The organism is Algoriphagus sp. 4150 (assembly GCF_031457395.1).
GTDB lineage: Bacteria > Bacteroidota > Bacteroidia > Cytophagales > Cyclobacteriaceae > Algoriphagus.
Genome location: NZ_JAVDWS010000007.1, coordinates 191,189 through 205,350 on the forward strand (window position 1 = coordinate 191,189; position 14,162 = coordinate 205,350).

General features: G+C 43.7%; 10 protein-coding genes. 9 read left to right on the plus strand and 1 reads right to left on the minus strand.

Features of this window, described 5'->3' with window-relative positions; translation table 11 throughout:
• Positions 1–4: 4 nt before the first annotated feature.
• The 9 genes from J2X69_RS11790 (at position 5) to J2X69_RS11830 (ending at position 12,113) form a co-directional block, all read left to right on the plus strand.
• A complete protein-coding gene (locus J2X69_RS11790; RefSeq protein WP_310103473.1) occupies positions 5–613 on the plus strand; it encodes an alpha-ketoglutarate-dependent dioxygenase AlkB in 609 nt (202 codons plus the stop codon).
• 969 nt (positions 614–1,582) lie between these two features.
• On the plus strand, positions 1,583–3,226 hold the full coding sequence (locus J2X69_RS11795; protein WP_310103475.1) for a TldD/PmbA family protein: 1,644 nt from the start codon (positions 1,583–1,585) through the stop codon (positions 3,224–3,226).
• Positions 3,227–3,242: 16 nt separating this feature from the next.
• Positions 3,243–4,559 carry a TldD/PmbA family protein gene (locus J2X69_RS11800; protein ID WP_310103477.1) on the plus strand — a complete coding sequence of 439 codons (1,317 nt, stop codon included), beginning with the start codon at positions 3,243–3,245 and terminating at the stop codon, positions 4,557–4,559.
• 102 nt (positions 4,560–4,661) lie between these two features.
• Positions 4,662–5,279: a DUF4159 domain-containing protein gene (locus J2X69_RS11805; RefSeq protein WP_310103479.1), complete on the plus strand. Its 618-nt coding sequence runs from the start codon at positions 4,662–4,664 to the stop codon at positions 5,277–5,279.
• 2 nt (positions 5,280–5,281) lie between these two features.
• On the plus strand, positions 5,282–6,280 hold the full coding sequence (locus J2X69_RS11810) for a MoxR family ATPase (RefSeq protein WP_310103481.1): 999 nt from the start codon (positions 5,282–5,284) through the stop codon (positions 6,278–6,280).
• A complete protein-coding gene (locus tag J2X69_RS11815; RefSeq protein ID WP_310103483.1) occupies positions 6,267–7,136 on the plus strand; it encodes a DUF58 domain-containing protein in 870 nt (289 codons plus the stop codon). The genes J2X69_RS11810 and J2X69_RS11815 overlap by 14 nt, the downstream gene beginning before the upstream one ends.
• On the plus strand, positions 7,136–8,308 hold the full coding sequence (locus J2X69_RS11820) for a BatA domain-containing protein (protein ID WP_310103485.1): 1,173 nt from the start codon (positions 7,136–7,138) through the stop codon (positions 8,306–8,308). The genes J2X69_RS11815 and J2X69_RS11820 overlap by 1 nt, the downstream gene beginning before the upstream one ends.
• Positions 8,305–10,494 carry a hypothetical protein gene (locus J2X69_RS11825; RefSeq protein WP_310103487.1) on the plus strand — a complete coding sequence of 730 codons (2,190 nt, stop codon included), beginning with the start codon at positions 8,305–8,307 and terminating at the stop codon, positions 10,492–10,494. The genes J2X69_RS11820 and J2X69_RS11825 overlap by 4 nt, the downstream gene beginning before the upstream one ends.
• Positions 10,491–12,113 carry a hypothetical protein gene (locus tag J2X69_RS11830; protein ID WP_310103489.1) on the plus strand — a complete coding sequence of 541 codons (1,623 nt, stop codon included), beginning with the start codon at positions 10,491–10,493 and terminating at the stop codon, positions 12,111–12,113. Before J2X69_RS11825 ends, J2X69_RS11830 begins: the two co-directional genes overlap by 4 nt.
• A gap of 441 nt (positions 12,114–12,554) precedes the next feature.
• Here the strand turns inward: J2X69_RS11830 and J2X69_RS11835 are convergent, their stop codons facing one another.
• Positions 12,555–13,739 (minus strand): AAA family ATPase, encoded by a 1,185-nt coding sequence (locus tag J2X69_RS11835; protein WP_310103491.1) that lies wholly within the window; start codon positions 13,737–13,739, stop codon positions 12,555–12,557.
• Between the last annotated feature and the right edge of the window lie 423 nt (positions 13,740–14,162).

The window sequence follows — 14,162 nt, forward strand, 5'->3', positions numbered from 1 at the left end:
GGATATGGATTTGTTCAATCAGGATTCTTTCGAGAATATAAACTTATTGCCCAAAGACGGCACAGTAAATTACTATGGCAAAATTATGCCTGTGCTCAGCGCGTTGGGTTACTTGGATTATTTATTGAATGAAATTCAATGGAAGAACGATGTCGCTGTAATTTTTGGAAAACGCATAGAAACCAAGCGTAAAGTAGCTTGGTATGCAGAGAGGGCTTTTGAATACACCTATTCCAATCATACCAAAACGGCGTTGCCCTGGACCAAAAAACTGCTGGAGTTAAAAGAGCTCGTAGAAATAAAAACCGGGGAGACCTTCAATTCCTGTCTGCTGAATCTATACCACAATGGGAGTGAGGGGATGGCTTGGCATAGCGATGGGGAAACAGATTTGAAAAAGAATGGAGCGATAGCCTCGGTGAGTTTTGGAGCGGAGCGTAAGTTTGCCTTCAAGCATAAAGTATCCAAAGAAACAGTCTCCCAAGTCTTGGAAAATGGAAGTTTGCTGGTGATGAAAGACACGACTCAGACCCATTGGATGCATCGACTGCCACCGACCAAATTGGTTTCAAAGCCAAGAGTCAATTTGACTTTTCGGACCATAGTGACGTGATTTTTAGTTCAAGATGTCCTGTTTAACCACGGTGGGCACGGAGAGTTGCGCGGAGAGCGCAGATTAGAAACGATTGGCTGGCAACTCCTCCCTGTTATCCTGCTTCTCCAGAAGCTGGATTGATTTGAAACTTCATCCCAATTTAACCACGGTGGGCACGGAGAGTTACGCAGAGGACACAGATTAAAGACAATTGTCTAGGGATCTCTACTTCAGTTCTAAGTTATCCTGCTTCTCCTGAAGCTGGATTACATCCTTGGTTTAACCACGGTGGGCACGGAGAGCGCAGATTAGAGGAGGGATTTTGTCATATAATTTGAAGGAAAGCTCAGTGCCAAATTGCAGCGAACCATTGCACTAGCAATCATTATGTAAAACGATCTATTGAACACGATTCAAAACACAGTGAGTTTGAATTGGAGGATCATTTTTTGCTTTATGGGCTTAGGTATGGAGTCTAAGTTATCCTGCTTCTCCAGAAGCTGGATTACATTCTTGTTTAACCACGGTGGACACGGAGAGTTACACGGAGAGCGCAGATTAGTGACGCATGTTTAGCAATCTCTACTTCGGTTTCATGTAGTTGTAGCTCCCTTCAATTCCTTCTGAGTAACTGTCTCCCCTTAGACAGTAAATCTAATCATCCTGAGTTTTTTAATCTTTTCGGACTATAGGGTCAAAAAAAGTGATTTCTGCGTTTTTCAACAGGTGTTTTCCAATTCATACCCCGAAAATTTACCGAGTCTGTATTTTTACTTGGCATAATCGGAGGATAGAAGTACTTTGAAAAATTATAAAACCCAATAGTACCCATTAGTAATATAAACCATAAATTCTAACCAAGAGATCAATTGAAATCGAGCCTGCCTACCGCAGACAGGCATGTTCCCGTACCTACGGGAACACACACTGGAATGATTGTAATGCATGCGAGATTCCATGTGGCCTTTAAGAAAAAATTATAATCATATGAAAAGAAGAGATTTTATCCACCTTTCCGGAATGGGGCTCGGCGCCCTAGCCACTTCCGGGCTAGTCATGATTGGGAATCCCGTCTCTGCAGAGCGATTGCTCGAGCCGGGAATCGATGCCGCCGCCAAAAAGGTTCTGGCTGATATCGCCTTAAATTCAGCCAAAGCAAAAGGAGCGACCTATACCGATGTGAGAATCGGTAGATATCTAAGACAAAACTTATTCACCAGAGACAAAAATGTTCAGAATATCTCAAACGGAGAGACGTTTGGAGTAGGAATCAGAGTGATTGCCGATGGAACCTGGGGCTTTTCATCTACCTCTGATGTCTCACCTGACGGAATTAAGCAATGTGCCGAAAATGCAGTAGCTATAGCCAAAGCAAATTCCAAGCTTCAGAAGGAGCCGGTGGAACTTGCTCCTGAACCGGGCCACGGTGAAGTGACTTGGAATACACCTATCAAGAAGAATGCTTTGGAGATCCCCGTGAAAGAGAAGATTGATCTTTTGCTGAAGGCAAACAACGCCGCCATAGACAACGGAGCAGCTTTTGTCAATTCCGCCCTGTTTATGATCAATGAGCAGAAATACTTTGCTTCCACAGACGGCTCGTACATCGATCAGGATATCCATAGAATCTGGCCTACGTTCACCGTAACTGCGGTAAACAAAGAATCCGGAGGATTCCGAACCAGACAGGCACTCAGTGCGCCTATGGGGATGGGCTATGAATACATGGATGGCCTGGCAGAAGATAAAATCATGAATCCTGCCGGCTTCAACAGTTACAAAAACACCTATGACATCGTAGAAGATGCCACAGATGCAGCCAAGCATGCCCTGGAGAAAATATCTGCAAAATCAGTAGTGCCGGGTAAATACGATTTAGTGCTGGATCCTGATCACTTGGGATTGACTATTCATGAATCGGTGGGTCACCCGCTTGAGTTGGATCGGGTACTTGGGTATGAAGCGAATTATGCGGGAACCAGCTTCGCTACATTGGACAAATGGAAAGCAGGTGACTTCAAATATGGCTCGGATAAAGTCAACATCGTAGCCGACAAAACTCAGCCTTTATCCCTTGGAAATACAGGCTATGATGATGAAGGAGTGAAATGCAAGGAGTGGGACCTGATTAAAAACGGCGTTTTGGTAAACTATCAGGCTATTCGGGATCAGGTGAATATTCTGGGAGAAAAGGAATCCCATGGCTGCTGCTTTGCGGATAATTGGAGTTCGGTTCAGTTCCAGCGGATGCCAAACGTATCTTTGCGCCCGGGCACGGAGAAATTGAGCCCTGCTGAGATGATCAAGAATGTGGAAAAGGGTATCTACATCCTTGGACGTGGATCTTATTCCATTGATCAGCAGCGGTACAACTTTCAGTTTGGAGGTCAATTATTCTACGAAATCAAAAATGGTGAAATAGCAGGTATGCTGGAAGATGTGGCTTACCAGTCCAATACACAGGAATTCTGGAATTCCTGTTCCCAGATTTGTGATAAGGATGACTATAGATTTTTCGGTTCTTTCTTTGACGGGAAAGGTCAGCCATCGCAGTCATCAGCAGTGTCACACGGTAGCTCTACCACCCGATTTGACGGGGTGAATGTGATCAATACGGGAAGAAATATTTAACCTCAACACGAGAATTATGGCCATTTTGACTAAAGAAGAAGCAAAACAAATAATAGATAAAGTACTTTCCTACGCAAAAGCGGATGAGACTGAGGTGACGATTTACGGTGGCAGAACCGGAAATATTCGCTATGCAAGAAATTCGGTGAGCACCAGTGGAGAGACTAATGAAATAGGATTGAGCGTTACCTCAGTTTACGGTAAAAAATCCGGCTCATCCACAATCAACGAATTGGACGACGAATCGCTCAAAAAAGCAGTAGCCAGGGCAGAGGAAATCGCACAATTGGCACCGGAAAATCCTGAATACATGCCAATGCTGGGTCCGCAGGAATATGTGGAGAGCAAGACTTTCGTGACATCCACAGATGGGATCGACCCGGAGCAGCGCGCTCAGATCGCAGCGGACAGTATAGGGCCAAGCAGCGAAAAAGAGCTTACCGCAGCCGGCTATCTGGAGGATTTCTCGGGTTTTGTAGCCCAGGGAAATAGTAAAGGGCTTTTTGGCTACAACAAGAGTACATCGGTAGATTTTTCGATTACAGTTCGGACAGCCGACGGTACAGGATCAGGGTATGCTATCAGGGACTTCAACGACGTGAGTTTGTTGAATTCCAAAGATGTCACAAACATCGCCATGCAGAAAGCTCAGGCATCACAGAACGCCCAAGCTATAGAGCCGGGTAAATACACGGTAATTCTAGAACCCACCGCAGCCGGTGACTTGATGGGCTTATTGACCAGAAGTCTGGATGCCCGGAGTGCAGACGAGGGCAGGAGCTTTCTGAGCAAAAAGGGTGGAGGAACCCGCCTTGGCGAAAAACTATTCGACGAGCGTGTCAACATCTACTCTGATCCATTGAGCCCCCAGATTCCGGGTTCCCCTTGGGATAATGAAGGGTTTCCCCAAAAACCCATGACATGGGTGGAAAACGGTGTGGTGAAGAACATGTTTTATTCCCGCTATTGGGCGGAGAAGCAAGGAGTGGAGCCTACAGGGAGACCTAGCGGGATGATTATTGCCGGCGGTGACCAATCGATAGCCGATATGGTGAAAAACACGGAGAGAGGAATACTTGTCACAAGATTCTGGTATATCCGTGCGGTAGATCCCCAAACCCTGCTATACACCGGACTGACCAGAGACGGAACTTTCTATATAGAAAACGGGCAGATCAAATTCCCTGTGAAAAACTTCCGCTTCAATGAGAGCCCGATCATCATGCTGAACAATATCGAAGCGCTGGGACAGCAGCAGCGGGTGGGTGGTGATCTGATTCCGGCTATGAAGATCCGGGACTTTACCTTCACCAGTCTGTCTGACGCAGTTTAATTCAGTTCACAGTATTCAGTATTCAGTTTGCAGTCGCTGGTTGACTGTAAACTGACCACTGCGACTGCCTACTGTGACTGACTACTGATCATTAACCCTACAATGCAAGCTTTCTTTTTCACTAGAATAAAATACAACTCCGGCAATTGGGACACAGATCAGCGCATGCCGGTCAACTTGCTCAATTCTCTGGTGGAATACACCACCATTCCGGTGGACGAGAAGGAGAGAATAATAGAACTGAGCAGCAAGGAGATTTTCAAAAGTCCCTTTTGCTACATCAGTGGACATAAGCTGGTGGAATTCTCGACGGAAGAGCGGAAGAATTTCAAGACTTATGTAGAGAACGGAGGCTTTGTCTTTGCCGATGATTGCAATCATGACATCGACGGGCTTTTTGCCAAATCCTTTGAGACCGAAATGGCCAAGACCTTTGGAGAAGATGCACTCCAAAAAATACCCAATAACCACCCAATTTATTCGGCCTTCTTCGAGTTTGAAGATGGCCCGCCCGCAACCTCCTTTGAGCTCAATGGCTGGGGAGATGACCTAGTCCATGATTACTTGAAAGCTATTATTGTAAATGGTAGAATAGGAGTTCTTTATAGTAACAAAGATTATGGTTGTGAATGGGATTATGACTTCAGAAACAAACGCTTCTTAAAAGTTGATAATACCAAGTTTGGTGTCAACATAGTGGTTTATGCATTAACACAATGATATTGGAAAACACAGAATTAACAGCCTATAAAGAGCTGGTGGGCAAAATTCCCCAGCTCAAAAAAGAGATTGCAAAAGTCATCGTCGGTCAGGAGTCTGTGATCGAAGAGATTATCATCACGCTCTTGGCAGGAGGGCACTGCCTGCTGGAAGGTGTGCCTGGCTTGGCAAAGACGCTGATGGTGAATTCCCTTTCACAGGGGATGGAGATGAATTTCAAAAGAATTCAATTCACTCCTGATTTGATGCCTGGAGATATCCTGGGCACTGAGATATTGGAAGAAGACCATGAGACAGGAAAGAAGTTTTTCCAGTTCAACAGAGGTCCGATTTTCGCCAATATGGTTTTGGCGGATGAGATCAACCGAACTCCACCCAAAACCCAGGCTGCATTGCTGGAAGCCATGCAGGAGAAGGTAGTGACTTACGGGGGGCAACACCACCCGCTTCCGTCTCCTTTTTTGATTATTGCTACGCAAAATCCCATTGAGCAATCAGGAACCTATCCGCTGCCTGAAGCCCAATTGGACCGTTTCCTTTTGTACATCAAGCTAGGCTATCCATCCGAGCAGGAGGAGCTGGATGTCTTGGAAAAAACTACCGGGACTTACACAGGCAAGCCCGACGCTGTTTTCTCAGCTAAGGATATATTGAACTTGCAGAAACTAACCAGAGAGGTTCACATTGATTCTCAATTGCTTGTTTACATCAATAAGTTAATTCGAGCTACCCGTCCTGATAATTCAGAGATTCAAACTGTTATAGATTATGTGGAGTGGGGGGCAGGTACACGGGCAGGTCAGGCATTGATTCTTTGTGCCAAAGCCCGGGCATTGGTGAAAGGACGCTATGCCGTCACTCCTGACGACATCAAGACGTTGGCTTTTCCGGTATTGAGACATAGACTTTCGTTACACTTTCGGGCGGAAGCCGAGAATATCCTACCTGATGCAGTTATCTCCAAAATCCTAGAAGCATTGCCTATCCATGCAAGCAAGTAATCTGGAAATCATCAAACTCAACAATTTGAAGCTGGCCGCTAAAATCATCAGCGAGCAACTCAAGAATGGTGTACACCTAGGCAAACGCGTGGGAGTGGGTTCTGAGTTTGAGCAGTACAGGTACTATGAGCCCGGAGATGATCCCAAGCGGATTGACTGGAAGTACTTTTCCCGCTCCGGCAAGTATATGATCAAAGAATCGCAGACAGAAAGCCATTTGCACATCCGTATGATGCTTGATCTATCGGGATCGATGAATTATGAGGAAAACGGAATTAAACGCTTAGACTACGCTAAAAACCTCATTGCGTCACTTTCTTACTTAGCACATCAGCAAGGCGACTCCTTAAGTTATTTTACCTGTCAGGATGGGAAAGTGGTACAGAAGGTCGCAGCCTCACCCAAGGCATTTCAACGTATGCTGTACTATTTGGAAGAAGAGGCAGCCGCCGGATCCTGGCCAATAGTGAAGCAGGATTTCCCGGCATTGAAAAGCAGGCAGAAAGAACTGATTATTCTGGTTTCTGATTTCTTGCAAAAGGATAACGAGTGGCTGGACATAGTAGAGCAAATGCGTCATCCGAAAAAGGAGATTGTGCTGTTTCAGATTTTGGGAAAGCAGGAGGAGGAATTTGACCTTAAAGGCAATTTCAATTTTAAGGATTTGGAGTCAGACCGTACCGTGATTTTGGATCATCAGTCGATAGAGAAAAACTATAATGAATCTATAAAGAACTATTTATCAGATTTTAAACAATCATTACTTCTACCGAAAGTTCATTTGTTTCAAGTGCGATTGACAGATTCTATTGCTGAAGTGATCAGTAAATTTCTCTCCCAAAGAACCTTGTTCTGATGCAGTTTCTACAGCCCATATTGCTTTGGGGTTTGCTGGGAATCAGCATGCCAATCCTGATTCACCTTTGGCAGGGAAGAAAAGGCCAGGTACTCCATTGGGCAGCTATGCACTGGCTTTCCAAGGAAGAAAGCTCCGTTACGAGAGGTTTTCGTCTTGAGAATATTTTGGTGCTTGTGCTGAGGATTCTTATGCTTGTGCTGCTGGTGTTACTGCTAAGTCAGGTGTTTATCCCTTTCCTGAATAATACGCCCGAAGAGCTGGTCATTCATTTGGTACAGCCAAATGACCAACTGGCTGAAGAGTTTAAATTTGAACTTCAACAAGCTTTGGATAATGGTGAGGAAATATATTGGGCAGATGAAAATCTTACTCCAATTGAAGACTTAGATGATTTAAATACAGATAGAAAAGTAGACAAGATTCAAGCTTCACTTGATCAAATTCCGGAGAATGCTTCGACTCTTTATCTATACTTGGCAAATTCCCAAAATGCGTTGAACTCAGATTTTTACCTTAGCCCTATCAAACCAACTCTTTATTTGGGAAGTGTTGATCTGGCAACAGGACAAAATCAACTTATCTCGGTAGAGGGAGGAAAAATGCTTGAAATTGATCCTAGTGGCTTAGTGATCCCCAGTTCGGAAGTGGGTGAAGTAGCAGCTTCAATTAAGTTTGAAAAGGAGGATTTCGGGTATTACCTGGGGGATGTTTCTCCAAGCGAGCGTCAATTCATTAATGCATCTCTGGAAGCAATCGGGGATGTGTATGGATTTGGCTTCACAGAAAAGGAAGAAATAGATGCGGCAAGACTTGTTTTTGACCATAATTCCCCATCTGAAACAGATAGGAATAAACTCTACTTTATCTCGGATAGGTTCTCTTTTTCGCAGCAGTCCAATCTGGTAGCTTTTTCGGATCAACTGGATTTCGAACATTCTGAGTTGGTGCAAACGGGGAAATTACCCGAAGTGATTTTAGAAGCATTTCTGGAATTTTCGGGAGTTGATAAGAAAGATGCTCCCTTGAGTCATGCCCAGGTTGCGGACAGGTTTTTGGTAGAGCCACGCAAAAATGAAGGCAAGAAGGCAAATCTAAATTTGCTTTTATTGGGGCTTTTTGTGCTGTGTTTCGGAGCCGAACGGTACTTCGCCAATAAGAAAGGGCTATGAGTAGTATAGCTCGATATATCGCCAGAAGTGAGACGCAATTGCATATGCAAGCTGGGCTGAAATCCTTGCTGGCAGGTTTGGCAGTTGCAGTATTTTCGATGGTTTTCACGTCATCTATCCCGGTTGTTGGTTTGATTGCTGTGCTGGCTTTTATAGCTTTTGGATACTTTTTGGGTTTGTTCCAAAGCAGGCGATTTCAGGCTGTTCAGCTGATGCATCGGCAGTTTCCTGACTTAGAATTCAGTCTGCAACTGCTTGACAAAACGGACAGAAACATAGCGGAGCAGCTTCAGTGGGAACGGGTAAATGCTAACTTTCGTGGTGGAGAAATTAAGGTTTGGTATAGGAATACCCTGCCTTTCCTGATCGCATTGTTTCTTGCATCGGGTGTTTATGGTTTATCGCTCTTAAGCCTTCCTGAAGAAATAGCACCTGCAATTCAGATCAAATCGGACAGTGAGTCCGAAGAGGTTTCCGTAGTTGATTTGCCTGTAGAAATGACTTCGGTGTCGGTTTCTATTACTCCTCCCACTTACACAGGATTACCAAAAGTAAATCAATCATCACTTGAAGTAAAGACTATAGTTGGTTCTGATATAGAATGGATTATTTCACTTTCAACTGCCCAAAATCTCACATTGGAACTAATCAATTCCAATGGAGATGGGTTACAGTTCGCAAAGCAGCAAGATCAGTTTGTGCTCCGTGATCGGGTGAGAAATTCCGGGATCTATGCGCTTCGTGCGAGTAAGGACAATGAGCTTGTCTTTGAATCTGATTATTTCACCTTGGAAGCTGTACTGGATCTACCTCCTGTGATCCGGCCTTCGGATAAGGAATTGTACACCTATCATTTTACCAATGATCCGAAGATCATGCATGTGACTTCAAAAGTCTCGGATGACTTTCAAGTTCGGGAAGTTTTCCTGGTGGCGACTTTGGCCCGTGGATCCGGTGAAAATGTGAAGTTTCGCGAAAGTAGAATCCCGGTTCCCTCCCAAAATTTTAAGTCTAAAGAGTTGTCTGTAAAGTTGGATCTGAATGCTTTGGATTTCAGGCATGGCGATGAACTCTACTACTATTGGGCGGCAATCGACAATAAAAGACCTGATCCTAATTTCTCGCGAAGTGACACCTATTTTATCAACTATGTGGATTCGACCGGAATGACTGAAGAGGAACTGGTAGGAATGGCCATACATGTCATGCCGGATTACTTCCGAAGTCAGCGGCAAATCATCATCGATACCCAAAAGCTTCTTGCCGACAAAAAGAATCTCACAGAGCGGGAATTCAACGTCATTTCCAACGAAATAGGCTACGACCAGAAGATGCTCAGATTGCGCTATGGTCAATATCTGGGAGAGGAGTTTGAGGAAACTGCCGGCGGAGGGCAAGTGGGGAACAGTGAGAATCTACTGGAAGGCTATGAGCACAGGCATGATGAGGAGCATGAGGCAGGAATAACGGCAAATGTGCTTCTGCCAGAACACGGCCATGATCACGACCACCACCATGAGTCTGAATCCCATAGTTCGGATGATGACGGTGGGCTGGGAGGTTTATTGGACTCGTACCTGCACAATCACGAGGATGCTGAAGCCAATACTTATTTTGAAGAATCCACCAAAAGCACACTTAAAATGGCCTTGGATCAAATGTGGAAGTCTGAGTTGCAGTTGAGGCTTTTTGAGCCCGCTGAGGCTTTGCCTTTTCAGGAGAAGGCGCTGGAATATTTGAAAACAGTGCAACAGAAATCAAGGGTATATGTGAAGCGAACGGGCTTTGATCCCCCGCCGATCAGGGAGGAAGAGAAGCGATTGACAGGTGATCTGGATGAGCTAAAGAGTCAAATTGAAGTTGCTCAATTAGCTCTGACCAATCGCTTGGCACCCCTTGCTGCTGAAGTGCTGGGAATACTACCTAAGCAACAACTTTCGGCTCGCGACAAAGCCGCTGTACAGAAACTGGGAGAGCTATGGACTTCCAGAATGAATTATTCAGGTATGCAGGATTGGTCTGTATTGGTACGACTTCAGGAGTTGAATGCGGGGAGAATAGACGAAGAAGGAAAGAAGGAATTATTTCAAAAATTGTATCCTTTTATACCACAAAGTGAAGGTGTAAATGCATCTTTTCTCAAACAAAAAGAATTAGAAAAAGCCTTTTGGAGCAAATTGCAATGATTCAATTCGAACCTTTGATTTCCTGGCCATGGGCTTGGGTGTTTGCCGGGGCAATTATAGTCCTATTCGGATTTCAGCTTTCATGGATTCTAAAGGCCAATTTTGAAGCTTGGAGAAAAGCGGTCAAGATCTCATTGAATGTGCTCTTTGCCCTAGTGCTGATTGCTTATATGTTTCAGCCGGTTTGGATCCTAGGACGACCTGCTGAAGCAGTAATGGTTCATTCGGCATCCATCACAAAAGACAAGATTCGCTTCTGGAAAGATAGTCTGGGGATCAAAAAAACAGTGAAAATCACCGATTACAACCAAGAGGGAAATCCTGTGTATCTATTGGGGGATGATTTCACACAGACAGAATTATTAAAATTCGAGGCAAAGGATATCCATTGGATTCCTGAAATTAAACAAGGTTCAATTTCTTTTTTAGAATGGAAGGGAATCCTGCGTGAAGGAGAATTGCAAACAGTAAGTGGCAAAATTGAAGCCAATGATTCGTTGAGAATCACGCTGGTTCAGCAAGGTGAAATTTTAGCAGAAACTATCCTGGAACCAAATTTGGGTGGATTTAAGCTTGAATTTCCGGCAGGAATACTTGGAAGAAATGAGTTGGATATGATGGCTAACGATAGCTTGATCGGTCAGGTTAATTTCTTTGCCAGAGCTGCCAAGCCCATTCAATACCATTTGCAGTTTGCTTTCCCTGATGCAGAGATCAGGACATTGAGGCAGCATTTGATCAACTCAGGCGAACAGGTAAATGAGCGGATAGCTATCTCAAAAAACTCAGTCATAAGTTCAGGAAATTCAGAATCGGATTCCCTTCAGTTCTTGATCATTGATCCTGCACAACTCACCAGAAAATCAACTCAAGATGCGATCGGTAATGGAGCTTCTGTTTTGGTTATCAATGTGGGTGAAGTTGGGAATGATATCTCTGCAATCAATAAGGCATTTGGTACAAATTTTAAAACTAAGAGAATCACAAGCGAAGAGATCAGAGAAATTGAAGAAGGTGTGGAAGCTTCACCCTATGCTATAGAAAATGCTATTGCACAGAAATCGTTGTTTGACCAAGCTTTTGCCGTGCAGCAAATCGGCAATGCCAAAATAGGTGTGAGTTTGCTTGGGAAGACTTTTCCGTTGAAATTGGCCGGTGATAGTCTAAGGTACCAAGCGATTTGGCAGGAAATCCTGGGAGCGTTGATGCCTCAGGAGTCAGGTGCAGTTGAGATAGCCCAGCCTCTCTTTAGCGGGCTGAAGGCTGAAATTGAAGTGAATCAAGAAAAGTTTGAAAAGAGTTTCATATTGATTGAATCTGATTCAATATTTCTTCAGCCTTCTCTTGTAAATCCCTTTTCTAAAGCAGGGAGATTTATTAATCCGGATTCGGGATGGGTTTCCTTGGGAGATAGTTTGGAATTCTATAGCTATGCTGCGGATGAGTGGCCAAGTGTGAGGGCGGTGAAGTTACGTGCTGATTTTTTGAAATCACATGCTGATAAAGAAGCATCCTCTACCGGTTTTACTTCGCCAAGCAAAGTTTCCGATTGGTTTTGGCTTGGCATGTTTTTGATGCTTTTGACTATGATATGGCTGGAGCCGAAGGTTTTGAAGTAGGGGTAGGTGAGTACCCTCTTAACCGCACGTACATGTTTTGAATTAATGCTAGAGGTTCAAATTTGGCAATTCCCCCCTCCCAAGCTATCGGGACTAAAAGGGGACAAGAGACTTCTTGTCTTAGCAAAAGTTCAACCCCATTCGGGGTTGTTGTGCGCGTTCTTGATTTCCTTTTACCCCGGTGAAACCGGGGGTATTGAAAGGTTCGGTCCCTTCAGGATCGTTTTTATAATCAAAAATTATCACCTATTTATTATTGATACTTCAATCCCTTCTAATATGCCAAAATCCAGACCCCGAACGGGGTCAAACTTCTCAATACTACGTCCGCCGTGGCGGAACCGCAGGTGAAACCTGTGGACAAAGGTAGATAAGAATGATTTCCCACGACCCCGGAGGGTGTCGAACTGATTTATTCTTGTAGCAGGAGTAAAAGCCAATTCAATACAAAAATCCAAATAGCCAGAGGGGGATTTTGTTTCCTGAGCCGGTTTTGATGCCATCTGCTGCGATAAAGGAATTGGGGATTCCCCTTAGTTGCTCACTGGTTTTATTGGGTCCACCGACTTCCACTACAATTTGGTTGTCGATCATGAAATCTCCGTATTTGGGTAGGGTAACAGCATGGGTTACCTGAAGCTGATTCAGGAAAAAAGTTTCCCGGATATTCCCTCTATTGGCTTCATTGGATGATAATGCGAAGGCTAGATTGGTGTTTTGCAGGTAGATTTTTTCCGGTTTTTGTAGAAATGATACCCCATGGGTATCAGAACGAAGGAGGTTTAGGATTTGTGCCTGAGCAAGTAGGTCGAAAGTTTTTAAAACGGTATTTCTAGAGACTTCAAGACGCTCAGCCAGTTTGCTGATATTCGGAATGAAGGGGACGGATTCACTGATGATGAAGATGAGTTTCTTCATATTCCGGATAGTTTTGTGAGCCAAATCTTCAAAGGGGGCAATGTCCATTTCCAAAACCAAATTAGTCGTTTCTAATAATCTGGATTTGTAAAGTGCCTGACCATCTTTGTAGAATGGGTAATATCCAAATTTCAGGTAGTTGTCAAAAAGGGTAAGGATGTCCAATTGGTCAGAAATTTCTTCACTGATGGATGCCTGCTGGGTGAGGAGTTCTGTCAAGGTTCTTTGCGGTAGCGAAACGTTCTGTTCCAGTGAAATAAATTCCCTAAAAGACAATCCTGCCAAATGATATACCGCTGCTCTTCGGGACAAATCCGCCTTGCCTTTGCCAAGTTCTAGAATCGATGATCCTGATACTACAAAATAGGCATCCGGGTAGTTGTCATGCAGCGTTTTCAGATCAGCGGACCAATGTGGGTATCGGTGAACTTCATCCAGAAAAAAATATCGAATCCCTTTTTCATAAAGTTGATCTATTAACTCCGCAAGCCTTTTTTCCTCGAATAAGAAATCGTCCAAGCTAAGGTAAATCACCTGATCACCAATTTCTTGCATTTTTTGTAACATCAGCGTGGTTTTCCCCGCACCTCTATGGCCTAAAATTAGAATCAGTCGCTGACTCCAATCAATAGCAGCAGCTAAGTATCTTTTAAACTTAGGCAATGAAGTCTGTTGCTTGCGTTTTGAAATTTCAAGGATACGTTCCATTTTGTTTTCTTTATAAAACAAAAATACAAAATGTTTTTTATATAAAACAACTTAAAGTTATGTTTTCTGAAAAAAACATTTAACAAGAATGCTTAGGGGCTCTATATAAGTAAGCAGAGGCTTGACCAACTTTCAGAGGCACAAAAGCAGTGCGTTGTAGTGATTGCCATATAAAATTTGAATAAGATCCCTTAAGACTTAGATTCAAGGTTTAATCATTAAGAGGCCTTTAGGTTAATTCTTCGGGCCACATTCTTCACAAACCTTATTAAAATCTGTGACAGTATTCGTTTGAACAATATTTTCAATTATTGTCAAATTTTTGGTCAATAATCGGAAATTTTCCGATTATTGTGCGATATTGTGACAATAATATGGAGTTTGAAGATCTTTTATTTAGATACCAAGAGGAACCACTAACGA

Bases quoted from the DNA above. Each gene is read 5' to 3' on its own strand.
- J2X69_RS11790 (WP_310103473.1), top strand. From the start codon at position 5: ATGGATTTGTTCAATCAGGATTCTTTCGAGAATATAAACTTATTGCCC.
- J2X69_RS11795 (WP_310103475.1), top strand. From the start codon at position 1,583: ATGAAAAGAAGAGATTTTATCCACCTTTCCGGAATGGGGCTCGGCGCC.
- J2X69_RS11800 (WP_310103477.1), top strand. From the start codon at position 3,243: ATGGCCATTTTGACTAAAGAAGAAGCAAAACAAATAATAGATAAAGTA.
- J2X69_RS11805 (WP_310103479.1), top strand. From the start codon at position 4,662: ATGCAAGCTTTCTTTTTCACTAGAATAAAATACAACTCCGGCAATTGG.
- J2X69_RS11815 (WP_310103483.1), top strand. From the start codon at position 6,267: ATGCAAGCAAGTAATCTGGAAATCATCAAACTCAACAATTTGAAGCTG.
- J2X69_RS11820 (WP_310103485.1), top strand. From the start codon at position 7,136: ATGCAGTTTCTACAGCCCATATTGCTTTGGGGTTTGCTGGGAATCAGC.
- J2X69_RS11825 (WP_310103487.1), top strand. From the start codon at position 8,305: ATGAGTAGTATAGCTCGATATATCGCCAGAAGTGAGACGCAATTGCAT.
- J2X69_RS11830 (WP_310103489.1), top strand. From the start codon at position 10,491: ATGATTCAATTCGAACCTTTGATTTCCTGGCCATGGGCTTGGGTGTTT.
- J2X69_RS11835 (WP_310103491.1), bottom strand. From the start codon at position 13,739: ATGGAACGTATCCTTGAAATTTCAAAACGCAAGCAACAGACTTCATTG.